Source organism: Rhizobium sp. WSM409, from assembly GCF_057653825.1.
The window spans coordinates 1,280,936-1,305,868 of record NZ_CM172794.1 but is presented as its reverse complement, the minus strand read 5'-3'; the positions used below and the strand labels follow the sequence as shown (position 1 = coordinate 1,305,868).

Annotated in this window: 21 protein-coding genes; 13 read left to right on the top strand and 8 right to left on the bottom strand. The window is 61.2% G+C overall.

Annotation, left to right across the window (positions count from 1 at the left end; translation table 11 throughout):
• Positions 1-299 precede the first annotated feature (299 nt).
• Both ldtR and AC25BC_RS06575 read right to left on the bottom strand, forming a co-directional pair.
• Entirely contained in the window at positions 300-815 is a 516-nt protein-coding gene (gene ldtR / locus AC25BC_RS06580) for a transcriptional regulator LdtR (RefSeq protein WP_003547156.1), read from the bottom strand.
• 128 nt (positions 816-943) lie between these two features.
• On the bottom strand, positions 944-1,381 hold the full coding sequence (locus AC25BC_RS06575; RefSeq protein WP_026157306.1) for a DUF6163 family protein: 438 nt from the start codon (positions 1,379-1,381) through the stop codon (positions 944-946).
• 231 nt (positions 1,382-1,612) lie between these two features.
• On the opposite strand from AC25BC_RS06575, the gene hemB reads away from it, so the two are divergent.
• From hemB to AC25BC_RS06545, 6 genes are all read left to right on the top strand, one after another.
• Positions 1,613-2,626 carry a porphobilinogen synthase gene (gene hemB / locus AC25BC_RS06570; protein WP_128439631.1) on the top strand — a complete coding sequence of 338 codons (1,014 nt, stop codon included), beginning with the start codon at positions 1,613-1,615 and terminating at the stop codon, positions 2,624-2,626.
• 100 nt (positions 2,627-2,726) lie between these two features.
• A complete protein-coding gene (locus tag AC25BC_RS06565; protein WP_003547150.1) occupies positions 2,727-3,185 on the top strand; it encodes an RDD family protein in 459 nt (152 codons plus the stop codon).
• A 206-nt stretch (positions 3,186-3,391) separates the two neighbouring features.
• The gene (locus tag AC25BC_RS06560) at positions 3,392-4,168 is read left to right on the top strand and encodes an arginyltransferase (protein WP_003558295.1); all 777 of its coding nucleotides are present in this window, start codon (positions 3,392-3,394) and stop codon (positions 4,166-4,168) included.
• Complete coding sequence (locus AC25BC_RS06555; protein WP_012756880.1) at positions 4,169-5,056, top strand: DMT family transporter; 888 nt, start codon at positions 4,169-4,171, stop codon at positions 5,054-5,056.
• 59 nt (positions 5,057-5,115) lie between these two features.
• Positions 5,116-5,337, top strand: coding sequence for an AbrB/MazE/SpoVT family DNA-binding domain-containing protein (locus AC25BC_RS06550; protein WP_012756879.1), 222 nt, complete (start codon positions 5,116-5,118; stop codon positions 5,335-5,337).
• On the top strand, positions 5,334-5,726 hold the full coding sequence (locus AC25BC_RS06545; protein ID WP_012756878.1) for a type II toxin-antitoxin system death-on-curing family toxin: 393 nt from the start codon (positions 5,334-5,336) through the stop codon (positions 5,724-5,726). Before AC25BC_RS06550 ends, AC25BC_RS06545 begins: the two co-directional genes overlap by 4 nt.
• Here the strand turns inward: AC25BC_RS06545 and AC25BC_RS06540 are convergent.
• Positions 5,716-6,174, bottom strand: coding sequence for an SRPBCC family protein (locus tag AC25BC_RS06540; RefSeq protein ID WP_012756877.1), 459 nt, complete (start codon positions 6,172-6,174; stop codon positions 5,716-5,718). The genes AC25BC_RS06545 and AC25BC_RS06540 overlap by 11 nt on opposite strands.
• A gap of 258 nt (positions 6,175-6,432) precedes the next feature.
• The gene (gene parC, locus AC25BC_RS06535) at positions 6,433-8,688 is read right to left on the bottom strand and encodes a DNA topoisomerase IV subunit A (RefSeq protein WP_128439630.1); all 2,256 of its coding nucleotides are present in this window, start codon (positions 8,686-8,688) and stop codon (positions 6,433-6,435) included.
• Positions 8,689-8,923: 235 nt separating this feature from the next.
• Here parC and AC25BC_RS06530 point away from each other — a divergent pair, with 235 nt between their 5' ends.
• A complete protein-coding gene (locus tag AC25BC_RS06530; RefSeq protein WP_128439629.1) occupies positions 8,924-10,111 on the top strand; it encodes a YdgA family protein in 1,188 nt (395 codons plus the stop codon).
• A gap of 61 nt (positions 10,112-10,172) precedes the next feature.
• On the opposite strand, the gene AC25BC_RS06525 is transcribed toward AC25BC_RS06530, so the two are convergent.
• The gene (locus AC25BC_RS06525) at positions 10,173-10,814 is read right to left on the bottom strand and encodes a TetR/AcrR family transcriptional regulator (RefSeq protein ID WP_128439628.1); all 642 of its coding nucleotides are present in this window, start codon (positions 10,812-10,814) and stop codon (positions 10,173-10,175) included.
• A 66-nt stretch (positions 10,815-10,880) separates the two neighbouring features.
• Here AC25BC_RS06525 and AC25BC_RS06520 point away from each other — a divergent pair, with 66 nt between their 5' ends.
• On the top strand, positions 10,881-12,050 hold the full coding sequence (locus AC25BC_RS06520; protein WP_012756874.1) for a serine hydrolase domain-containing protein: 1,170 nt from the start codon (positions 10,881-10,883) through the stop codon (positions 12,048-12,050).
• A gap of 63 nt (positions 12,051-12,113) precedes the next feature.
• On the opposite strand, the gene aspS is transcribed toward AC25BC_RS06520, so the two are convergent.
• Positions 12,114-13,904, bottom strand: a complete 1,791-nt coding sequence (gene aspS, locus AC25BC_RS06515; RefSeq protein WP_012756873.1) for an aspartate--tRNA ligase — start codon at positions 13,902-13,904, stop codon at positions 12,114-12,116.
• 253 nt (positions 13,905-14,157) lie between these two features.
• Between aspS and AC25BC_RS06510 the strand changes: the two genes are divergently transcribed.
• The 5 genes from AC25BC_RS06510 (at position 14,158) to AC25BC_RS06490 (ending at position 21,086) form a co-directional block, all read left to right on the top strand.
• Positions 14,158-15,549, top strand: coding sequence for a multicopper oxidase family protein (locus tag AC25BC_RS06510; RefSeq protein ID WP_012756872.1), 1,392 nt, complete (start codon positions 14,158-14,160; stop codon positions 15,547-15,549).
• Positions 15,550-15,713: 164 nt separating this feature from the next.
• Positions 15,714-16,859: a ribonuclease D gene (gene rnd / locus AC25BC_RS06505; RefSeq protein ID WP_012756871.1), complete on the top strand. Its 1,146-nt coding sequence runs from the start codon at positions 15,714-15,716 to the stop codon at positions 16,857-16,859.
• A 177-nt stretch (positions 16,860-17,036) separates the two neighbouring features.
• Complete coding sequence (locus AC25BC_RS06500) at positions 17,037-18,098, top strand: adenylate/guanylate cyclase domain-containing protein (protein ID WP_012756870.1); 1,062 nt, start codon at positions 17,037-17,039, stop codon at positions 18,096-18,098.
• 105 nt (positions 18,099-18,203) lie between these two features.
• The gene (locus tag AC25BC_RS06495; protein WP_128439627.1) at positions 18,204-19,562 is read left to right on the top strand and encodes an esterase-like activity of phytase family protein; all 1,359 of its coding nucleotides are present in this window, start codon (positions 18,204-18,206) and stop codon (positions 19,560-19,562) included.
• A gap of 315 nt (positions 19,563-19,877) precedes the next feature.
• Positions 19,878-21,086: a helix-turn-helix domain-containing protein gene (locus AC25BC_RS06490; RefSeq protein ID WP_012756868.1), complete on the top strand. Its 1,209-nt coding sequence runs from the start codon at positions 19,878-19,880 to the stop codon at positions 21,084-21,086.
• Between the two features lie 91 nt (positions 21,087-21,177).
• Here AC25BC_RS06490 and ppx read toward each other — a convergent pair whose 3' ends face one another.
• Together ppx and AC25BC_RS06480 are read right to left on the bottom strand one after the other, a co-directional pair.
• On the bottom strand, positions 21,178-22,698 hold the full coding sequence (gene ppx, locus AC25BC_RS06485) for an exopolyphosphatase (RefSeq protein ID WP_012756867.1): 1,521 nt from the start codon (positions 22,696-22,698) through the stop codon (positions 21,178-21,180).
• A gap of 12 nt (positions 22,699-22,710) precedes the next feature.
• A complete protein-coding gene (locus AC25BC_RS06480) occupies positions 22,711-24,915 on the bottom strand; it encodes an RNA degradosome polyphosphate kinase (RefSeq protein ID WP_012756866.1) in 2,205 nt (734 codons plus the stop codon).
• Positions 24,916-24,933: the final 18 nt, after the last annotated feature.

Sequence of the window (24,933 nt, the reverse complement as noted above, 5' to 3'; positions counted from 1 at the left end):
GAACATTCCTGATCGGTCTATTGAAAGCGCCGGTTGCTAAGCCTTCCGCTGCCACACCAATATGGCCAATTCGTGTTGCCGATGGGAAAACGGACTTGCCGAATGCCGGAAACAGGACGCAACGAACCATATGACGGGGTAAAGCGTGCCGGTTAATAACGGCTAAAAAACGGCTTGAATACAGGCCTTTGCGCTTGCCTGCCATGCGTTGCAAAGATGCCACGCGAGAGCAAACGGCAAAAACCGGACGCGCAGGGACGCATCCGGTTTTGATTAACCCTGAAAGGAGGTCAGGGATCTCAGAGGCGATACAGGATCTGGTCGTTCCAGAAGCGGTCCAGACGCTGGAGCAGTTTGTTCATCTGCGTGAACTCGTCGGTGCCGATGCCGCCGACCTTGTCGATCGAGGCGATGTGGCGTTCGTAGAGCTTGGCCACCGTTTCGGCGATATCCTGGCCGGTTTCGGTCAGGCTGATGCGGACCGAGCGGCGGTCGATGCGCGAGCGCTGGTGGTTGATGAAACCGAGATCGACCAGCTTCTTGACGTTGTAGGAGACGTTGGAGCCGAGATAGTAACCACGCGAGCGCAGCTCGCCGGCGGTCAGCTCGGAATTGCCGATGTTGAAAAGGAGCAGCGCCTGGATGGCGTTGACGTCGCTGCGACCCTGACGGTCGAATTCGTCCTTGATGACGTCGAGAAGACGACGGTGCAGACGTTCAACGAGATGAAGGGATTCCATGTAAAGATCACGGATGTCGTGGTCCTGCTGGTCACGGAAGGTCGATACCGCCTGCGGCTTGATTTTCGTGTTCATATTGACTGCCTCACTGTTTGTTTGGCGGTGTGTTTTCTTCCCGCCTTGAGTGAGACCCTATCGAATACATATAAAATTCGACTTAAACCGCAGGCTTAACGGAGCCTTACCGGTAACTCCACGTTGTCTCAGGGTAAATCAACACTTACCTGGCGGCGATGCCGGCGCTTTTCCAGCCAGAGCAGCAGGCGGAAAATCAAGTAGACGACGGCGACAATCACATGCAGCAGGATGATCAACTGGTTGGGGCCGAAAATATCCGGCAGCAGGCCATACATGAGGATTTGTCCGCCGGCGGCCAGCACCCAGATGACCGGCCCCCAGGAGACGGTGAGCCAGAGGCCGAGGGAGGCGACGGGGAAGAGCACGGCAAGGCTGGTGCTCGCCACCTTCCACGGCAGGCTCAAAAGATCGAAGCGGCCGGCGCCGACCAGCGAATAGCCGACGAGCATCGCCCAATATTGCAGGCCGAACCAGAAGCAGGATACGGCAACCAGTCTCAGGAAGAGAATGAAGAGGATATCCGCCAATGTGCGTTTCGGTATCGTTGGGGATTCGGTTTCCATAGCGCAGACATCGGTTTGGGGTTGCATCTTCACAAGGGCGCCCAAGCGTCTGAGAAGACGCGCCAGGGACGCTCTATAACATTGAGTTGGCGCATAACCGCGAAAATCGACTCCGATTTTCGCGGTTATGCGCCAGAGGTTTTTCCGCCGCGGCCAATCGTCCGGTTTGGATTTTCCAGGCGCCATGATAATGAGCGCTCCGATAAATGGAATGGGCTAGGGACAGATATCATGCAGGACAGGACGCATCTCGTCGACGACATCACCGGTCATCGCCGCATGCGGCGCAACCGCAAGGCGGATTGGACACGCCGGCTGGTGCAGGAGAACCGGCTGACGGTCGACGACCTGATCTGGCCGATCTTCATCGTCCCTGGTTCCGGCATCGTCGATCCGATCCCGGCCATGCCCGGCGTCAACCGCATGAGCATCGACAAGGCCGTCGAAGCCGCGCGGGAAGCGGCCGGCCTCGGCATTCCAGCCCTTGCCACCTTTCCGAATATCGAGATGGAACTGCGCGACGAGACCGGTTCGAACAGCCTCGAAGCCAACAACCTGATCAATCAGGCGACGGCGGCGATCAAGAAGGCGGTGCCCAATATCGGCATCATTACCGATGTCGCGCTCGATCCCTTCACCAGCCACGGCCATGACGGCATCCTCAGAGGCAGCGAGATCGTCAACGACGAGACGGTCGACCAGGTGGCGCGCGCCGCCGTGATGCAGGCGGATGCCGGCGCCGACATCATTGCGCCGTCGGAGATGATGGACGGGCGCATCGGCGCAATCCGCATGGCGCTCGACGCCGCCGGCCACCAGAGCGTCGGCATCATGAGCTATGCGACGAAATTCGCCTCTGCCTTCTACGGTCCCTATCGCGAGGCTATCTCGACTGGCGGGCTGCTGAAAGGTGATAAGAAGACCTATTATATCGACCCCGCCAACGGCACCGAGGCGATCCGCGATGCGGCCCTCGACGTCGAGGAAGGCGCCGACATGCTGATGGTCAAGCCCGGCCTGCCCTATCTCGATATCTGCTGGCGGATGAAGGAGGCCTTCGGCCTGCCGACCTTCGCTTACCAGGTGTCCGGCGAATATACGCAGATCAAGGCGGCGGCGATGAATGGCTGGATCGACGGCGAGCGGGCGATGCTCGAAACGCTGCTGTCGTTCAAGCGGGCCGGATGCGACGGTGTCCTCACCTATTTCGCGGTCGAAGTGGCGAAAATTCTCGCCAAGCGGTGATTGCGCCGAACCGGCCCAAATCATCCGAATCTAGAGCAAATATTGCATTTTGCCCTGCCGATACCATATCAGCGGCATCGCTTTTCCTGAGGAGATTGAGATGAGCTACAACCCCAATCCGCTTTATGCCGCACCGGAGGACTGGCGCGCCTATAGCGGCGTGTTGAGCCGCCGGGTCTTCGCCTTCATTCTCGATTACGTCATCGTGGCCCTGCTCTGCATTCCCGCGGCGATCGTGCTGTTCTTCCTGTCGATCGTCACGCTCGGCCTTGGCTTCTTTCTCTACCCTGCCCTCTTCGTCATCGTCGCCGGCATTTACTTCGGCCTGACTGTGGGCGGGCCGAGCCAGGCCTCGCTCGGCATGCGCGCCATGGGAATCGCGATCGTGCGCGTCGACGGACGGCCGATGGATTTCATGACGGCGATCGTGCATCTGGCACTGTTCTGGATCCTCAACTCGGTGCTGACGCCGCTCATCCTGCTTGCCGGCCTGTTCATCGAACGCAGCCGTCTCGTCCACGACCTGCTGGTGGGCACGGCGACGGTGCGCACAGCTTGAGACTTTGGCTGAAACCCTAACTGCGATCCCGGGGCGGAGACGAAATAAAGTCTCCGCCTTCTCTTTGCCGGCGGGTGCCGGCGCTCCATATCTAAAATTAGAAGACTGATATGAAGGGCGAAAAGCGCCCCGCTGTTGACGTTTTTTATTCTTAGGTCATGCTGTCAGGAAACGGCACGGTCTCGACAAGGAAATTTCCGCGACAAATGAATACGCAGACGACGCCATCACCGCAGTTTTATCTGACGGCTCCGGCTGCGTGTCCGTACCTGCCGCATGAGATGGAGCGCAAGGTGTTCACCCATCTGGTCGGCCCGCGCGCCGCCGAGATGAACGACATCCTGACGCAGGGCGGTTTCCGCCGCTCGCAGAACATCGCTTATCGCCCGGCCTGCGAATCCTGTCGCGCCTGCGTTTCCGTGCGAATTCTCGCCCAGGAATTCGAGCCGACGAAATCGATGAAGCGCGTGCTTGCTGAGAATTCCGACGTCATCGCCACCGAATTCGCGGCCCAGCCTTCCAGCGAGCAATATTCGCTCTTCCGACGCTATCTCGATTTTCGCCACCAGCAGGGCGGTATGTCCGACATGACCGTGCTCGACTATGCAATCATGGTCGAAGACACGCATGTGAATACGAGAATCATCGAATACCGCCGGCGCGAAGAAGGCTCCGGACTGGAGCAGCGGCCAAAGGGCGAGCTGCTTGCCGCCGCCCTCACCGACACGATGAGCGACGGGTTATCGATGGTCTATTCCTATTTCAATCCGGCGCTTGAGCGGCGTTCGCTCGGCACCTTCATGATTCTCGACCATGTCAGACGCACGAAAGCGCTGGGGCTGCCGCATGTCTACCTCGGCTACTGGGTTCAAGGGTCGCGGAAAATGGACTACAAGACGCGCTTCCAGCCGCAGGAGCATCTGACCCCGCGCGGCTGGGAACGCTTCGATCCCTCGTCCATGCCCGAGAGCACCCACGACTGAATGTTCCCCACCGCTCTTTCCGACCATCGGAAAGGCCTGCTGCTGACGGCGATCGGCGGGCTGGCGCTTTCCATGGATATCCCGCTGATGAGGCTCGCCAACGGCGAGCTGTGGTCGATTCTTGCGGCGAGAAGCATCGCGACCCTTGGCGTGACGCTGCTGGTCGCAACGGCGCTCAGGATCGCCAAGGGGCGATGGCCAGTGCTCGTGCCGGGCTGGCCGGGCCTCGTCACCGGTCTGCTCTACGGGCTGACGACGGTGATCTTCCTTCTCGCCGTTTTCAACACATCGACGGCCAATGTCGTTTTTATCGTCGCCTTCAATCCGATGTTCGCCGCCCTGCTTTCCTGGATTTTCCTGAAGGAGCGGCCGGCGCTGGCAACACTGCTCGCCATGGCGGCGATGATCTTCGGCGTCGGCCTGATCGTGCGGGACGGGCTTTCGGGCGGCCATCTCTTCGGCGATAGCATGGCGCTGCTTACCGCCTTCATCATTGCTGCCGCCATCACCATCAGCCGCGCCTCTCGCCGGGAGATGGGCTTCGTCTCGCTGCTTTCGACCGTGCTGCCGGCGGCGGTCGGCCTGATCTCGGTCATGCCGGCAGGCGGTTTTTCGATCGAGCATCCTGCTTGGATCCTCTTTAACGGCGCGGTGATGATGCCGCTTGCCTTCTGGTGTTTGGCGACCGGGCCACGTTACCTCTCCGCGCCGGAGGTCGGCATGTTCTACCTGCTCGAAACCGTGCTCGCACCGATCTGGGTGTGGCTGATCTTCGCGGAAACGCCAGAGCCGATGACGCTAGTCGGCGGCGGCATCCTGGTGGCGGCGATCGCAGCCCATTCCGTCTGGATAGTGCGGAGGAAAAGCATCGTTCAAATGGCAGGCTAGGACGTTGTCGCCGTTTCGCTGCCGTGTTATAACGCCGTTACCACACAGAGGATGAGGCGATGAACGTCACAATTCGAAAGATCGGCAATTCCGAGGGCGTTATTATCCCTAAAGAGGTACTGCAGCGGCTGGGCTTGAGCAGCGGCGACAGCCTCGAACTGCGAGAGGTCGAGGGTAATATTCAGCTTGTACCGGAATCCGCCGACCTTGCCGAGCAAATGCGGGCAGCCCGCATCGGCATGGAAAAATATCGGGTGGCGCTCCGCGAACTCGCAAAATGATACGGCTTAAGTGGCTGAGCCGCCAAGCAATTGAAAATATGCACGATGAGCAAATTGCCGAGCATGGCGGTCTGGCTGGCCTGCGGGATACCAATGCATTGGAAACCAGCTTGGCACGCCCGCTTAACAAGGCTGCATACGGCGAGACAGACATCTTCGTACTCGCCGCAGCCTATCTCTATGCCATTGTCAGAAACCACCCATTCGTGGATGGAAACAAGCGCACAGGCTATCTTGCGGCGTTTACGTTTCTCTACATCAACCGCTATGTCATCAATGCCGACAACGCGCAGGTCATTGCATTTGTACTAGAGGTAGCCGCCGGCGAGATCGACGAGGAAGGCGCTACCCGCTTCCTGCGGGATTTCAGCGTACCCCTCAGCCCGTAGCCTTGAACTGCTGCTGCTCCAGTTCCCTGCCAAGACCTTCGACCACATGCGCCCAGCCTTGCCGGGTCTTTTCCTCGTGTTCGGCCCATTCGGCGCACATTTCATGGGTCAGCGTCAGACGGCTGCCGCCGCCGAGAGGCTCGATGTTGATCTCGACGCGGTCGCAATTGTGATCGTGCTCCTCGACGGAGAAGCTGAAGACCATGCGCTGCGGGCGCTTCAGTTCCAGGAAGACGCCCTGATGAAAGGCGTCGCCGGTCGGGCGGCGGTCGACGACGAAGAAACGGCCGCCGACGTGCGGATCGATTTCGGCGCGAATGACATGACCGTCATCGGTCGCAAACAGGAAGCGGCGGGCGATTTCGGGGTTGAGCCACGCGTCGTAAACGACGGCGGGCGGCGCTTTGTAGGTGTGGCTGACATGCAGTTTGATGGTGCTGGCGGGCATCGATTTTCCTCCGTTAAGGGCACGCGCACTTCCCCAAGCGCACGGGCCGCGGCCATCTCGTCCGCCTTCTGAGCCGGCCTGTTCGTATTTTTGGTAACATCAATGAGATAGAGGAGTTGTTGCGCCCGCCAAGAGTCGGGGGCGGAATTTACTGGATAATTCCTTCAATCAGAATCGATTGAAGGATAAATTATCCAGCAATTCAAATTGTTACGGCGTCCTTTGCGCGTCTGAAAGGACGCGGGACGCTGTTATGCTTTAGCCGGCGAATTTGCCGCTACGCGGGAAACCCTTCGGCACGGTGCGGCCGGCGGTGGCGCGATCGGCCAGCCATTCGGCAAGCTCGTCTTTGTTCTTCGTGAAGGTTCGACCGGCGCTGTCTTCCCAGACGAGGCCGTCCGATATCGCGAAGCAGCGAACGTCGGAAATGCCGCCATCCTTGTAACGCTGCAGACGTACGCCCTTGCCGCGCGACATTTCCGGCACCTGGGCCAGCGGGAAGACCAGCAGCTTGCGGTTTTCGCCGACGACGGCGACATGGTCGCCGCTGACGGGCACGAGCAGCTGGGTTTCCTCGGGCAGCCCGACATTCATGATCTGCTTGCCCTTGCGGGTATTGGCGACCAGCTCGGCTTCGGGAACGACGAAGCCGTTGCCGGCGGTCGAGACGATCAGTTGCTTGCGCGAGGGATCATGGACGAAAGCGGTCAGCACCGCCTGGTCGTTATCCATATCGACGATGATGCGCAGCGGCTCGCCATGACCGCGACCGCCCGGCAGCTTGTCGCCGCCGAGGGTGAAGACCTTGCCGCCTGTGGTGAGGATCAGGATCTTATCCGTGGTCTGCGCTGGGAAGGCGATCTTCAAGCCGTCGCCTTCCTTGAAGGTCAGCGTCGCCGTATCGGCGATATGGCCCTTCAACGCGCGGATCCAACCCTTTTCGGAAATGACGACGGTGATCGGTTCCTTCTCGATCATCGCCTGCTGGATTGCTTCCTCGTCGGTCTCGGGCGCATCGGCAAACTGGGTGCGGCGGCGACCGATCTCGGTCGCCTTGGCGAATTTCTTCTTCACTTCGCCGATTTCCCAGGCGACCGTCTGCCACTGCTTGTCGTCGGAGGAAAGCAGCGTCTCGATCTCGCCCTTTTCCTTGGTGAGTTCGTCGAATTCCTTGCGAATCTCGAACTCTTCCAGCTTGCGCAAGGCGCGCAACCGCATATTGAGGATCGCCTCGACCTGATTGTCGGTGAGATCCCAGCGCGCCATCATGACCGGCTTCGGCTCGTCCTCCTCGCGGATGATGCGGATGACCTCATCGATGTTGAGGTAGGCGACCAGCAGGCCGCTGAGGATTTCAAGGCGTCTGTCGATTGCCGCCAGACGGAAGCGCGAGCGACGCTGCAGAACTTCGCGGCGGTGGTCCAGCCACTCCTTCAACACCTCGTTCAGCGCCATGACCCGCGGGATGCGGCCCATGGAGAGCACGTTCATGTTGAGCGGGAATCGGCTTTCGAGCTCCGTCAGCTTGAACATCGATTCCATCAGGATCGTCGGATCGACGCTGCGGGTCTTCGGCACCAGGACGACACGGATGTCTTCGGCCGATTCGTCGCGGATATCTTCCAGCAGCGGCAGCTTGCGGGCGATCAGCAGCTCGGCGATCTTCTCGATCAGCCGCGATTTCTGCACCTGGAAGGGAATTTCGGTGATGACGATCTGATAGCCGCCGCGGCCGAGATCTTCCGTCTGCCATTTCGCCCGCACGCGGAAACCGCCGCGGCCGGTGCGGTAGCTCTCGATGATGCTGTCGCGGCTATCGATGATGATGCCGCCGGTGGGGAAATCCGGGCCGGGAATGAATTCGACCAGCTTTTCGACGGTCGCATCGGGATGTTTGATCAGATGCAGGGCGGCGTCGCAAAGCTCGTGGGCATTGTGCGACGGGATCGAGGTCGCCATGCCGACGGCGATGCCGGAGGAGCCGTTGGCGAGCAGGTTCGGGAAGGCGCCGGGAAGAACGACCGGCTCGGAATTCGATTCGTCGTAAGTGTCGCGGAAATCGACGGCATCCTGATCGATGCCTTCGAGCAGCAGTTCGGAGACCGCCGTCATCTTCGATTCGGTGTAACGCATGGCGGCGGGGCTGTCGCCGTCGATATTGCCGAAATTGCCCTGGCCGTTGACCAGCGTGTAGCGCTGCGAGAAATCCTGGGCGAGACGGGCAAGCGCGTCGTAGATCGACTGGTCGCCGTGCGGATGGTAGTTACCCATCACTTCGCCGACGATCTTGGCGCATTTTCTGAAGGCCGAGTTCGGCCTCAGCCCCATCTCGTTCATCGCATAGACGATGCGGCGATGGACAGGCTTCAGCCCGTCGCGCACGTCAGGCAGGGCGCGGTGCATAATGGTCGACAACGCATAGGCAAGGTAACGCTGCTCGAGCGCCGCCTTGAGGTCGACCGGTTGGATGTGATCGTCGTCTCCGCCTGAAGGCGGCAAAATCTCTTGTCCCATAGGTTCTGACTAGCTCAGAAGAGGCTGGCGGGCAAGGAATCGGGGCCATTGCAGCTGTGGATGAAGTCTTGGGACTGACATCAAAGGATGAGACAAACGCTCCGCCGCAATTTGGACTTCGTTTGCCGTTCCTCTCAACAGAAATTTAGAGATCCGCAAATATAAAGCGGGCCTAATCCGTAGTAGCGTAACTGCAGATTTCCAACCGCCACCACGCCACCAGAGGAATCACCCCATGAACTTTTCCCGGACAACGCGGCTGATGCTGTCGGGCGCCGCCTTTTTCTCACTCGCCGGTTCGGCTTTCGCCCTCGACGGCGCCGATCTGCTGAAGAAGCTCAATGCCGCCTATGCCGTACAGGGCGGAACGATTTCGGCTGACGCCGTCGATATCGACGGCACGACCGCGACGCTGAAGAATGTCAGCGTCAAATCGGCCGGCGGCGAAAGCCTGGCCGTTGGCGAAGTCACCCTTTCCGGCGTCGAAGAAGACGAGGATGGCGGCTATTACATCGAAGAGGCCGCCTTCCCCGATATCAACACCACCAAAGACGGCGTCACCGTCACGGCGCAGGAGCTGACGCTCGGCGGCATCTCGATCCCGGCAACGGCGGGCGGCGACACGCTCGATACGATGATGCTTTATGAAACCGCCCATACCGGCCCGCTTAAGGTGGTCAAGGATGGGGCGGAAGTGTTCTCGCTGCTCGAAACCGACGTCAATCTGACGCTGCGCGAAGACGAATCCGGCTTCGATTTTGACGGCGCCTTCAAAAGCATGAAGGCCGATCTCAGCAAAGCCGAGGATCCGCAGAGCAAGGACGCGATCGAGAAGCTGGCCCTGCAGCACGTCCAGGGCGACATCACCATGAAGGGCGCTTGGGAACTTGCGCCCGGCACGATCGACATTTCGGAATTCGCCTTCGACTTCACCAACATCGGCAAGCTGAACCTTGGCTTCAAGATCTCGGGCTACACGATGGCCTTCGTAAAGTCGCTGCAGGATGCGATGAAGCAATCTGAAGCCAGTGCGAACAAGGAAGAATCGCAGCAGGCACTCGGTCTTGCCATGCTCGGCCTGATGCAGCAGCTGTCCTTCGAGGCGGCGCAGGTGCGCTTCGAAGATGCCTCGATCACCAAGCGCGCGCTCGATTATGCCGGTTCGCAGCAGAACATGTCCGGCAAGCAGATGGCGGATTCGCTGAAGGCGATGACGCCGATCATGATCGCGCAGCTCAATATCCCGGAACTGCAGAACGCCGTTTCGGCTGCCGTCAACACCTTCCTCGACGATCCGAAAAGCCTGACCGTCAAGGCCGCTCCCGAAAAGCCGGTGCCGTTCCCGACGATCGTGGGCGCCGCCATGGGCGCGCCGAACACGCTGCCGCAGGTGCTCGGCGTCAAGGTTACCGCCAACGACTGATCGCTTCGATCTCGCGACGAAAGGGTCCGGCAGTTTTCGGTACTGGCGGGCCTTTTCGTTTTCAGGCGCGATGACGGGCGACCTCGGCGATGGCGAGGACTGCGATATCAAGCAATTCCTCTAGCAATGCGCCGTCCCTCGCCTGCACCGACATGCCCTGGATGATGGCACAGAGAAACCGTGCCAGCGCGCGGGGGTTCGTCTCGGACTTCATGTCGCCCTCGCGGATGCCACGCTCGATCCTCGCCGTGAAAGCGTCCAGCGACCGACGGCGCATCGCTGCGACATGGTCGGCGATCACGGCATTCTCGCTGGCGCAGTTCAGCACAGCCGTCGAGATCATGCAGCCTTTCGGATGCTCCGGAGCCGAGAAGATCGCGGCCGAGCCCCGCAATATGCGCTCGAAGGTGGAGACGGTGTCGATCGGCTCGCCAAGCGCGGAAAACGTGTCGGAACCTAGCGCTCGGTATTGCTCCAGCGCCGCGCGATAGAGATCGGCCTTCGAGTTGAAGGCGGCATAGAGGCTTTGCGGCGTGATGCCCATGGCGGCAGTGAGATCGGCGATCGAGGCGCCCTCATATCCATGCGCCCAGAAGGTCTCGCGGGCAGCCGACAGCACTGTCTCGCGGTCGAAGGCCGGCGGACGGCCGCGGCGGCGGGCGGTAGAATTTTCCACGTCTCGGCTATTTTTCACAATGATCACTCTAGAAATTCGAGGCGGCTTTCTATATTCAGGAACGGTCATTGTGATTATAGAAGGTTTAATCTGATGAGTCTTCCCCTTGAAATGGCAGACGCCGACAGGAATTCATCGCTTGCAGCAGCAGTCGATGCGGCCATCACAAGTGCTCTCCACGACAAACGGCTTGTGGGAACGGTGGTGCTTATCGCCCGCGACGGAGAGATCGTGCATCGCCGCGCCGCCGGCCTTGCCGACCGCGAAAGCGGTCTGGCGATGCGTGAGGACACCATCTTCAGGCTTGCTTCCATCACCAAGCCGATCGTCACCATCGCCGCGATGCGGCTCGTCGAACAGGCGAGAATCGGGCTCGACGACCCAGTGACGAGATGGCTGCCGGACTTCCGGCCGAGGCTGCCTGACGGTGGCGAAGCAACCATTCGCATCCGCCACTTGCTGACCCATACATCCGGGCTCGGCTATAGGTTCTCCGAAGAGGAAGGCGGTCCCTATGCCCGCGCCGGCGTTTCCGACGGCCTCGCCGAGCCCGGACTGTCGCTGGCCGAGAACCTGCGGCGGATCGCCAGCGCACCACTGCGCTTCGCGCCGGGAAGCGATTGGCAATATTCCGTCGCCATGGATGTTCTCGGCGGCGTCATCGAGGCGGAAACGGGCGTGCCGCTGGGCGAGGCCGTCGCTGAACTGGTGACCAAACCGCTTGGCCTTGCCGACACGGCGTTTTCGGTTCGCGACCGCAGCCGGCTGGCAGCGGCCTATATGGACGCTTCACCGGAACCGGCACTGATGGGCGAGACTGCGATGGTGATGTCGCTGATGGGCCCCATCCGCTTCGCGCCGAACCGCATCTTCGATCCCGCCTCCTATCATTCCGGCGGCGCCGGCATGGCGGGAACGGCGGGTGATATCCTGGCCATACTCGAAACCATCCGTAGAGGTGGTGCACCGCTGCTCTCGACCGAAACCGTAGGGATGATGGCGACGGACCAGGCCAGCGGGCGCCGCCAGCAGCACGAGCCCGGCTCCGGGTTTGGCTTCGGCTGGTCAGTCATCACCAATCCGCCAGAGGCAGGCGTGCCCTTCCCCACCGGCACGCTGAAATGGGGCGGCGTCTATGGCCATAGCTGGTTCATCGACCCTGCTAATGGGCTGACCGTCGTTGCGCTGACCAACACGACGCTGGAGGGCATGTGGGGCAAGTTCACGGTCGATCTTCGCGAGGCGATCTATGCGGCATTGTGAACGAACGATACAAGCAGAAAAGCCCGGCGATTGCCGGGCTTTTGCATTCGGGATCAGATGATCTCAGTCTTTCTTGACCGGCGGGATCGGCCGGATCGAGAGCTCGCGCAGCTGTGTCGGGGTTGCCGGGCTCGGCGCGCCCATCAGCAGGTCCTGGGCCTGCTGGTTCATCGGGAACAGCGAGATTTCGCGCAGGTTCTTCGCGCCGACGAGCAGCATGATGATACGGTCGATACCGAAGGCAGCACCGCCATGCGGGGGCGCGCCGTACTGGAAGGCGCGATAGAGGCCGCCGAAACGATCCTCGACATCCTGCTGGCTGAGGCCGACCTTCTCGAAGGCGGCCACCATGGTTTCCGGCGACTGGTTACGGATCGAGCCTGAGGCGATTTCGAAGCCGTTGCAGACGGCATCATACTGGAACGCCTTGATGGTCAACGGATCCTGGCTCTGCAGCGCTTCGAGGCCGCCCTGCGGCATCGAGAACGGGTTGTGCGCGAAATCGACTTTCTTTTCTTCCTCGCTCCATTCGAAGAACGGGAAGTCGACGATCCAGCAGAGTTCGAAACGGTCGCGATCGACAAGGTTCAGCTCTTCGCCGGCCTTGGTGCGGGCTTCACCGGCAAACTTGTAGAACTTCGCCGGATCGCCGGCAACGAAGAAGCAGGCGTCCCCGTCATCGAGACCGAGCTGGGTACGGATCGCGTCGGTGCGCTCCTCGCCGATGTTCTTTGCAAGCGGGCCGGCGCCCTCGAGCTTGTCACCTTCCTTGCGCCAGAAGATGTAGCCGAGGCCAGGCTGACCGGTCGACTGCGCCCAGGCATTCATGCGATCGCAGAACGCTCTGGAACCGCCGGTCTTTGCCGGGATCGCCCAGATCTCGACCTTCGGGTTAGAGGCGATCATGCCGGCGAAGACCTTGAAGCCGGAGCCGGCGAAATGTTCGGTGACCGCTTCCATGACGATGGGGTTGCGCAGGTCCGGCTTGTCCGAACCATATTTACGGATCGCCACGTCATAGGGGATGCGCGGCCATTCCTTGGTGACCGGCTTGCCTTCGGCGAACTCTTCGAAAATGCCTGTCATCAGCGGACCCATCGTGTCCCAGACGTCTTCCTGGGTGACGAAGCTCATTTCGAGGTCGAGCTGGTAGAATTCACCCGGTAGGCGGTCGGCGCGCGGGTCTTCGTCGCGGAAGCAGGGCGCGATCTGGAAATAACGGTCGAAGCCCGCCACCATCAGCAGTTGCTTGTACTGCTGCGGCGCCTGCGGCAGCGCGTAGAAGGTGCCGGGATGGATGCGGGACGGCACGAGGAAGTCGCGCGCGCCTTCCGGCGAGGAGGCCGTCAGGATCGGCGTCGTATATTCGGTAAAGCCGACATTGCCCATTTCGCGGCGCATGGCGGAGATCACCTGGGTGCGCTTGACGATGTTCTTGTGCAGCGTTTCGCGGCGAAGATCGAGGAAGCGATACTTCAGGCGGACGTCTTCGGGATAATCCGGCTCGCCGAAGATCGGCAGCGGCAATTCCTTGGCGGCGGAGAGGACTTCGATCTCCTGCGCGTAGAGCTCGATCTCGCCAGTCGCCATGGTCTTGTTGACGGTGTCTTCGGTGCGCGCCTTGACGAGGCCATCGATGCGGATGACCCATTCGCCGCGCACGGTTTCCGCCATCTTGAAGGCCGGGCTATCAGGATCGGCGACCACCTGGGTGATGCCGTAATGGTCGCGAAGGTCGATGAAGAGAACGCCGCCATGGTCGCGAACGCGGTGAACCCAGCCGGAAATACGGACGGTCGAGCCGACATCCGACTTGCGGAGGGCGGCACATGTGTGGCTGCGATAGCGATGCATGATCTCAAATCCTGGATGTGGCTTAAGACGGCAGCAAGGGTTCCAAGACCCTCAAGCGCCGACAAGAAAATCGGGCGGAAAAGCGCATGGACGCTCCGATTTGTCAAGGCTTGGCGCACGCGGCCGGGCGTTTGGCACGCGTTTATGGCGAGGCTGCGACCCGTATGCTGCGGCAGTTTGGCCGCGCTTCCTGTATTGCTGAAGCTGCCGGTCAACTTTACAAGGATCGGCATTCTCACCGTGGAGCGTCCGCATGCCTCTCCTTAGCCGCCGCAACCTCTTGAAGGCATCCGCTGTTGCGGGTGCCTATGGTGTCGGCATCGGCATTGCCGGTAAATACGGTTTTGCCGAGGCGGCTCCCGAGCCGCAGCTGCTGACGGCAGTGAAGACCGAAGCCATGCTGACCGAGGCGGGACCGACCACGGATATCATGAGCTGGGGCCATGACGGCATGCCGCCGGTCCTGCGGATGAGGAAGGGGCGGCCCTACGCCGCGCGGCTGAAAAATGGACTCGACGAGCCGACGACGATCCACTGGCACGGGCTGCGCATCGACAACCGCATGGACGGTGTGCCGTTCATGACGCAGCCTTACGTCTATACCGGCGACAGCTTCGACTATGCCTTCACGCCGCCCGATGCCGGCACCTTCTGGTATCATCCGCATTGCAACACGCTGACGCAGATGGGGCACGGCATGACCGGTGTCATCGTCGTCGAAGATCCGGCCGATCCGGAATTCGATGCCGAGGTGGTGCTGAACCTGCGCGACTGGCGGCTCGGCGGCGATGGACAATTCATCGCTCCCTTCCGGCCGCGGGATGCTGCCAAGACCGGCACCTACGGCACGGTGCGCACCGCCAACTGGCATCGGGAACCACGATATGACGCGCCGGCCGGCGGGCTGGTGCGGCTGCGTATTGCCGTGACCGACGTGACGCGGATCTTCTCGTTGAAGATGGAAGGCGCCGATGCCACCGTGATTGCGATCGACGGCAATCCGGTGCCGAAGCGTTTTCCCCTCGACCTGCTGCAGATCGGACCGGGTCAACGGCTCGATCTTGCCATGCGCATGCCGGATGATGAAGGCGCGGTCGCGACGCTGGAGGATATCCGCGGCACGGCGCCGAAGACGATCGCCAGCCTGCGCGCGGTCGGATCATCGTTGAAGCGCGCCATCGAAGATCTCGGGCCGCTTGTCGACAACCCCGTCCCGAAGGCCGATCTAACCGCTGCCGAGCAGATCCCGCTGATACTGAGCGCCACTGCCGAGAATGCCGCCGTCGAAAGCATCTGCGGCACGCTGGGCTACAGTTTCTGGGCCATCAACAAGGTGCCATGGCCAGGCGATACACCCGATCCGACGGCGCCGCTGGCGGAATTGAAACTCGGCAAGAGCTATGTCTTCAATCTGGAAAATACCACGCCGCATGCCCATCCGATCCATCTGCACGGGATGAGCTTCACGGTGATCTCCTCCTCGACGCGGGAGGTGATGCCGCTGGTCTCCGATACCTATCTCATCCAGCCGGACGAGAAGGTGCAGCTTGCCTTCGTCGCCGACAATCCCGGCGACTGGCTGCTGCATTGCCATATCATCGAGCATCAGAAGACGGGGATGACGAGCTATCTCAGGGTAAGCTGAGGCCGCCTGCACTTTCACCGCGATTGCAGCCGTGCATCGCACCTTGCCTCAGTTTGGACGTGATTCTTCGCCAGCAATGCTCGAAGCGTATGCTGTTGTATTGACATATCGAACCGAAAGGAGAAGGAAGGTTCAACCGACCTTTTCCTTGCGAATGAAATGATATGATCGAAACCACCGCCGATTTGGCGGCCGCCTGCAAAGAGCTGGCCAAGTCCGACTTCATCACCATCGACACCGAATTCCTGCGCGAAACGACCTTCTGGCCGGAGCTCTGCCTGATCCAGATGGCAAGCCCGAGGACGGAAGTTCTCGTCGATCCGCTGGCCAAGGGCATCGATCTCGCCCCCTTCTTCGAGCTGATGGCCGATACGAAGGTGCTGAAGGTCTTTCACGCGGCGCGCCAGGACATCGAAATCATCTTCAATCGCGGCAATCTCATTCCGCATCCGATCTTCGACACGCAGGTCGCCGCCATGGTCTGCGGCTTCGGCGACAGCGTCTCCTATGACCAGTTGGTCAGCCGCATCAAGAACGTCCATATCGACAAGTCGTCGCGCTTCACCGACTGGAGCCGCCGGCCGCTCTCGGACAAACAGCTCGATTATGCGCTGGCTGACGTCACCCACCTGCGCGACGTCTACCTGTCACTGAAGGCGGAACTCGATCGCGAAGGCCGCAGCTCCTGGCTCTCCGAGGAAATGGACATTCTCGAGTCGCGCGAAACCTACGACATGCATCCCGACGATGCCTGGCAGCGGCTGAAGATGCGCCTGCGCAAGCCGCAGGAGCTGGCGATCCTGAAATATGTCGCCGCCTGGCGCGAACGCGAGGCGCGCGCCCGCAACGTGCCGCGTTCGCGGGTGCTGAAGGATGATGCGATCTACGAGATCGCCCAGCAGCAGCCCAAGGATACCGAGGCGCTCGGCCGTCTGCGCACCATTCCGAAGGGTTGGGAGCGCTCGACTTCCGGCGCCGCGGTCATCGAGGCCGTCAACACCGCTCTTGCTCTTCCGAAGGCCGATATGCCGCATGTACCGCGCCAGGCGCAGGCGCCCGAGGGGGCCGCTGCTGCCGTCGAATTGCTGAAGGTGCTGCTGAAGCTGATATCGGAAAAACACGGCGTGGCGCCGAAGGTGATCGCCAACAGCGAGGATCTCGACAAGATCGCCGCCGAGGGCGAGAAGGCCGAAGTCGCCGCCCTGCACGGCTGGCGGCGCGATCTTTTCGGCGAGCCGGCACTGCAACTGATCCAGGGCGCGATCGCTCTGCGCTTCGTCGACCGGAAGGTCGAAACCGTCAGCCTCTGAGGCGAGTGCATCACGCCTTAAATCGGCATCGATTTTAGGACAAAATCACGCAGTCATTCAAATGCTACAGCGCCGCGCGTCTGAAAAGGACGCGCGGCGCTGTAGATTCGAATTCGCTTGACGGTTTTTTCCGGCCTGAAACAATGGCCTTAACCAACATCACGGCGCAGAGGCGGCATGCGGGAAATATCTCCGACACAGAATTGGATCCTGATCACGATCGTCCTTGCGGCCAGCGGCGTCATCTATGATCTGATGTTCTACTCCAATCAGACACCGATTGTCGGGGCGATCTTCGCGCTCTTCATCGGCATGCCGATCCTCGCCTTCGAGCGTAAGGTGCTGTTTCGAGCACTCTACAGGCGCATCCAGAAGCTGCCGACCTTCGCCTTCATCATCACCGAGCTGCTGATCTACGAAATCCTGATGAGCATCGGCTTTGCCTGCGCCGGCCTGCTGCTCTGGTCGCTCGGCATGGTGAAGCCGGCGTCGCTCCTCGACCTCGTCATCATGCCGTTCGAAGTCTTCGTCTATGCGTTGGCGGTCTGCACCATGCTGATCTTCGTCTTGCGCGTGCGAGAACTGCTCGGTCGTGAAGTTTTCCTCAGCATGCTCATCAGCCGCTACCGCAATCCGGTCAAGGAAGAGCGCGTCTTTCTGTTCATCGACCTCGTCGATTCGACGGCTTTTGCCGAAAAGCACGGCGACCTCAGGGCGCAACAGCTGCTGAGCTCGCTGTTTGCAACCTTCGCCGAGCCCGTCAGGCGCCACAAGGGCATGATCAATGACTATGTCGGCGATGCAGCGATCATCACCTGGCCGCTTACCCGCGGCGTCAAGAATGCGCGCTGCGTGCGCTGCATGTTCGATATCCTTGCCGATATCGAAGCCAATGCCGCCGGCTGGCGGAAAAATTACGGGCAGGTACCGAAGCTCCGCGCCGCCCTTCACGGCGGCGAGATCATCACCGCCGAAATCGGTGTCGATCATCATAAGATCAGCTATTTCGGCGATACGGTGAACACCACTGCCCGGCTGGAGACGCTCTGCCGCAGTCTGAACCGATCGGTTCTGATATCCAGCGAGCTTGCCCGGCGCATGGAGTTTCCTGACGAGATATCCTGCGAGGATCTCGGCACCCATGCCGTGAAGGGACGCGGTCAGGCACTCGGCGTCATGGCGCTTTCCTCGCGCGCGGTCACCGTGCTGAACGCGCCGGCCGTCATTCTGCACGGCTGAGCACCGTCTGACCTCACGTCACCAAAGCTTCACCCAACCGTCAATTCGCTGACATTAAAGCCCTGCTAAGCGGAAGGCCTTTGCAATCCGCTCCACGGGGATATTATGAAGAACGTCCTTTTTGCTTCCGTATCGCTTTTCATCCTTGTCGCGGGCGCCGCTTCGGCCGACCAGCAGCAGTTCCCGGCCAAACTCGCCGGCCAGGCGATCCTGCCCGCCAACACCATGGTTCCGGCACCGGCCGATGCCCCCGAATTCCTCAAGCATTCCGGCAAGTTTACGACGCCGGACCGTAAGCGCGCCGAAGCGCTCGGCACCGCTCCCGGCAAGGACGGCGCCCGCATCATCGATCTGAAGCTTCCCTTCGACGGTCAGCCGATCCAGGGTTTCTCAGGGGTCAAGACGATGGCCGACGGCACCTTCTGGACGCTCTCCGACAACGGCTTCGGCTCGAAGTCCAACTCGTCTGACTCCATGCTCTTCCTGCACCAGATGAAGTTCGACTGGGCCGGCAACAAGGCTGAAGTCGTCAAGAACCTCTTCCTTTCCGACCCCAACAAGATTGCACCGTTCCCGATCGTGCTTGAAGGCACCGACACGCGTTATCTCACCGGCGCCGACTTTGACATCGAATCGATCCAGCCGGTTGTAGACGGCTTCTGGCTCGGCGACGAATTCGGTCCCTACATCCTGAAGTTCGACACGTCAGGCCGCCTCACCGACGTCATCCCGACGACGCTCGACGGCAAGCCGGTGCTTTCGCCCGACAATCCACTTCTCTCGGTTCCGGCCAACCCGGCCGCCAAGATGCCGGTCTTCAATCTGAAGCGCTCCGGCGGCTTCGAGGGCCTCGCCATGTCCAAGGACGGCGCCAAGCTCTACGGCCTGCTCGAAGGCGCCATCTACAAGGATGACGGCACGGTAGAAACCATCGACGGCCACACCGCCATCCGCGTCATCGAGTTCGATGTCGCGTCCAAGAAGTGGACCGGCCGCAGCTGGCTCTATCCGTTCGAGGACAAGGGGGTATCGATCGGCGACTTCAACGTGCTCGACGACACCACCGTTCTCGTCATCGAGCGCGACAACGGCGCCGGCACGACGGACAAGGCCTGCGCCGACCCGAAGCAGCCGAAGCCGGATTGTTTCGAAGCTCCGGCCGTGCTGAAGCGCGTCTACAAGATCGAGTTCAACGACGCCAATGTCGGCAAGGCGGTCCGCAAGATCGGCTATATCGACCTCCTGAACATTCAGGACCCCGACAACAAGAAGAAGGCCGGCAGCAAGGACGGCGTCTACGACATGCCGTTCGTGACGATCGAAAACGTCGATCGCGTCGACGCCACGCACATCATCATCGGCAACGACAACAACCTGCCCTTCTCGGCCGGCCGCGCCGTCGACAAGGCCGACAATAACGAGTTCAGCCTGCTTGAGGTTGGCGAGTTTTTGAACGCGAAGTAGGTTCGGGGTTCTGCTACGGAATACGGAGGGCGGCGCGAAGGCGGCGCCCTTTTTCGTTGACGCTGTGCCGTGTGTGCCCCCCTCTGCCCTGCCGGGCATCTCCCCCACAGGTGGGGAGATTGGCTGGGCGCAGGGGGTTCCCAAACAATCAGCGATTCAACTCGGCTAGACGTTCAAGATGCGAGAAGGTCATGCCACTTGTAATCTCCCCACCTGTGGGGGAGATGGCCGGCAGGTGTCCGACCCGGATAGATAGGTAACAGAACGGACCGTTTACATAGGTGACAGTTCTCTAGCAGCCGGGAGGGCCCGGCGATGGTTTGGAGAGAGACTGGCATCATGGACGAGCGGCTGCGCTTTGTTGGGGAATGTCTTGCGGGCGAGGAGACGATGACGGCGCTGTGTGCGGCCTACGGGATATCGCGCAAGACGGGCTACAAATGGTTGGAGCGGTATCGGGCGCTCGGCCCTGCGGGGCTTATCGACCTGCCGCGGGCGCCGCTTGAGCACGGGCGGGCAACGGCGGCGGAGCTGGTGGCGCGGATCGTGGCGGAGAAGGAGGCGAATCCGCAGTGGGGGCCGAAGAAGGTGCTGGCGCGGCTGAAGCGGTCGGCGCCGCAGCTTTGCTGGCCGGCGGCCTCGACGATAGGCGAGATCCTGAAGCGACACGGGCTGGTCGGGCGCCGGCGGCATCGCTGGCGGGCGGCTGGTTGCGGCCCGTTCGCGCCGGCCAACGGGCCCAATGCGGTGTGGAGCGCCGATTACAAGGGCTGGTTCAGGACCCGCGATGGGCGGCGCTGCGAGCCACTGACGGTGATGGATACGGCGAGCCGCTTTCTGCTGGCGCTGGAAGCCTGCGCGACGCCGGCCGAGGTAGAGGCCTGGCCGGTGTTCGAGCGGCTGTTTGCCGAGCACGGACTGCCGGAGCGCTTTCGCAGCGACAACGGTTCGCCCTTCGTGGCGATCGGCGTCACCGGGCTGACGACGCTTGCTGTACGGTTCATCAAGCTCGGCATCGGCCTGGAGCGCATCCAGCCGGGCAAACCGCAGCAGAACGGCCGCCACGAACGCTTCCATCTGACGATGCTGCCGCTGGCCATGGCGCCGGAGGTCGACCATGCCGCGCAGCAGGCGGTCTTTGACGCATTTCGCCAGAATTACAACGCCGAGCGTCCACACGAGGCGCTCGCTATGGACGTGCCTGCTGATCATTACCGACCATCACTGCGGCGCCTGCCCGACCGCCTGCCTGAACCGGACTATCCGGCCGAGGCGGCGGTGCGCCGGGTGCGCTCCAGTGGCGAGATCAAATGGAACGGTGACCTCGTCTATGTCGCAGCAGCGCTGGCCGGCGAGGTCGTGGCGATCGAGGAGAGTGAAGCGGGCATCTGGACGCTACGCTTCCATGCCCATCCGCTCGGCATCATCGACAAGAAGACCAAGCGGCTTGTCCGCCCCAGCGCCCTGCAACCCCGACCAGCCGGCGCAGGGGCGGACACTGGTTTACAAGGGGGAGAACTGTAACCCATCTATCCGGTTCAATCTGTTACCCATCTATCGGCTGGACACAGGCCAGAGGGGGGGGCACACACGGCACAACGGCCGCAAATCAGACCTACTCGAACCGAAACGCCAACCGCTTGTTCGTTAGCTTCGACAGCTGCTGCAGGCGGCCGTCCAGGCGTTCGCCTGCAAAGTCGCGATATTCGGGAGGCACGACGAATTCGAGGTCGAGGTCCGGGCTCGAGGATTTGCGGAAGGTCAGGTTCTTGACGATGCCGGGCATCGAGGCCGAGAAGAGGTAGACGACGCGCAGCATGCCGCCGAGCAGCTTGGCGCGCTCGATGAGCTGCGGCGTGGCGATCTGCGCCAGCTGACCGGTGGCGCCGTCGTCATGCAGGCCTTCGAAACGGTAATAGTTGGAAAGCGCGATGAAGGCGCGGCCGGGATGACTGATGCCGACGAAGGAAGAGTGGGCGATGACGTTCAGCGCCTGCAGGCCGCGATAGTCAGGATGGGCGCGCCAGCTGATATCGGCAAGCAGACAGGCGGCCTGGCGGTAGCGGCTTTCCTCTTCGGTTTCCTGGATGCCGAAGAGGGGCATCATGCGGCCGGTCCATTCCGCCAGCTCGCGGGCATGCTCCGGCGAACGGGCACGCAGGATCGCCAGTTCTCCGGCGGCGGCAAGCAGCGGATCGGCGCGGCGCTCGGCCTCCGACAGCAGCGAATAAAGATATCCCTCGCGCACACCCTGCGCCGAGAAGGAAATCAACGACGGCTTCATCGCGCTCAGCACTTCCTTCATGGCGACGGCGCCGAAAGGCAGCAGCGAACGGCGGTGCTTGGAAACGGCCTGCAGCGCCGGCTCCCTGGAGTCGCGCGCAGTCACCACCTGGTCGAGGAACTGCATCATTCCTTCGAACGACACCTCATACCCCTGCATCATGTGCAGCGGATAATGAGTGATTTCCATGTGCAGCTTGGCGATGTTTCGCCAGGTACCGCCGACAGCGTAGAAGGTTCGGCCCTCGCCTTTCGACAGCAGCTTTGCCGTCTTCAGCTGCTTTCGGGCAAAGCTCTGGGCTTTGGAGAGCGAACCGCCGGCATATTCCGATAGGCGCAGGCCGCCGAGCGGCAGCGTGATGCCCTTGCCGAACTCCTTGCCCTTGATATCGATCAGCTCCAGCGAGCCGCCGCCGAGATCGCCGGCAATGCCGTCAGGATTGTAAAAACCGCTGATGATGCCGAGCGAAGCGAATTTCGCCTCCTCCTCGCCGGAGAGCACGCGAACCTTGCGGTTAAGGATGGTTTCCGCCTGGTGGATGAAATCAGGACCGTTGCTCGCCTCGCGCGCGGCCGCCGTTGCCAGCACATACATGGTGGCAGCGCGCGCCTGATCGGACAAAGCCTTGAAACGGTGCAGCGCCGCCAAAGCCCGCGCGACGCTGTCTTCATCCATCTTGCCGGTAAGGGCGACGCCCTTGCCGAGGCCGCAGAGGACCTTTTCGTTGAAGAGGACGGTTGGCGAACGGGACATGCCTTCGTAGACGACAAGACGAATAGAATTCGATCCAATATCGACGACGGAGACCGGGGCGATCCCCGGAAGGCGCCCCTGGGCTTCAGATTCAACCATTTAGGTCCAGTTTTACTTGTTGTTGCGGCCTTCGAGCAGGCCGGCGATCAGCTTCGGCGCACTGGACTTCAGAGCTTCACCACGGCCCGACAGGCTCGGATTGGTCATGAAATACTGCTGCGCATTGAACGGTTCTTCGCCCCTGCGCACTTCCATGCGTCGCGACGTACCGTCGGGCAATATCTCGTAGCTTTGTTGATTGTCAATCACGTTGCCGAGCATAATCTGTGACAAGACCTGCTCGTGAACGGTCGGATTCGTCAGCGGAACCATGGTTTCGACGCGGCGATCGAGGTTTCTCGGCATCATGTCGGCCGAACCGATGTAAACCAGCGCCTTGTCGGATGGCAGGCCGTGACCATTGCCGAAGCAGAAGATGCGGCTGTGTTCGAGGAAGCGGCCGACGATCGACTTGACGCGGATCTTTTCCGAAAGGCCGGGCACCTGCGGGCGCAGGCAGCAGATGCCGCGCACGACGAGATCGATCTCGACGCCGGCATGGCTGGCGCGATAGAGCGCATCGATGATGTCGGGGTCGACAAGCGCGTTCATCTTCATCCAGATCGCGGCAGGCGCACCGTTCCTGGCGTGCTGGATCTCTTCCTCGATGTGGCGCAGGATGCGCGGGCGCATCGTATAGGGCGAGATGGCGAGCTGCATGCCCTGTTCGGGCTCGCCGTAGCCGGTGATGAAGTTGAAGATATTCGCCATGTCGTGGGCGATCACCGGATTGCAAGTGAAATAGGAGAGGTCTGTATAGATCTTCGCGGTGATCGGGTGGTAGTTGCCCGTTCCGAGGTGGCAATAGGTTCGCAGCTTGCCTTCCTCGCGCCGGACGACCATCGACATCTTGGCGTGGGTCTTGAGCTCGATGAAGCCGAAGACGACCTGCACGCCGGCGCGCTCGAGATCGCGCGCCCAGCGGATATTCGCCTCTTCGTCGAAGCGAGCCTTGAGCTCGACCAGCGCCGTCACCGACTTGCCGGCTTCGGCGGCGTCGATCAGCGCGCGGACAATCGGGCTGTCGTTGGAGGTGCGATAAAGCGTCTGCTTTATCGCCAGGACATCAGGATCGCGCGCAGCCTGGAGCAGAAACTGGACCACCACGTCGAAAGATTCGTAGGGGTGGTGGACGACCATGTCCTTTTCGCGAATGGCGGCGAAGCAGTCGCCGGCATGCTCGCGAACACGCTCGGGAAATCGCGCATTGTAGGGCGCATACCTGAGATCCTCGCGCGGCGCCTTGGTGATCTCGGACAGGGTGTTCAATGCCAGAAGGCCCGGCAAAACGGCGACGCGATTATCAGGGATATTGAGCGCCTGAACGACGAACTGACGCAGCGACGCCGGCATTTCCGAGTCGGTCTCGATGCGGATGACCTTGCCGCGACGGCGCCGCTTCAGCGCCGTTTCGAAGAAGCGGACGAGATCCTCGGCCTCTTCCTCGACTTCGATATCGCTGTCGCGGATGACGCGGAACGTACCGGAGCCCTGCACCTCGTAACCCGGGTAGAGCCGGTGGATGAAGATGTTGGCGACATCTTCGAGCGTGATGTAGCGGATGGTGTTTCCATCATCCGGCAGGCGGACGAAGCGGTCGAGTGCCACCGGCAGGCGCAGCAGCGCCGTCATCGGCTCGCGGCCATTCTTGCTGACCAGCTGCAGACCGATCGAGAAGCCGAGGTTCGGAATGAACGGGAACGGATGGGCGGGATCGATCGATAGCGGCGTTAAAACAGGGAAGATCGCCTGTTCGAATTCGGCGGCCAGCCATTGGCGGTCGGCATCGCTCAAGGCGCCGGGACGCACGATCAGGATGTCTTCTTTGGCGAGATATTGCTGCAGGACGGCGAGCGAGGCCTGCTGCTCCATCTGCAGATGGTCGATCTCCTGCAGGATCGAGTCGAGCTGCTCGGCCGGCGTCTTGCCGTCGGGGCTGCGGATGACGATGTTCTGGCGCACCTGACCCTCGAGGCCAGCGACACGCACCATGAAGAATTCATCGAGGTTGGCGGCGGAGATCGACAGGAAGCGGACGCGCTCGAGCAGCGGATGCTCGGTATTCAAAGTCTCTTCCAGAACACGGCGGTTGAACTGCAGCCAGGAGAACTCCCGGTTGATGAAGCGTTCGGGGCTCTTGAGCAGCTCTTCCAGCGGCGGGACGTTGTCGTTGATCTCAGGAGTAAGTTCCTGCTGTTCTGCGACTGCACTATCCATGGTCCGCTTACCCCGTTA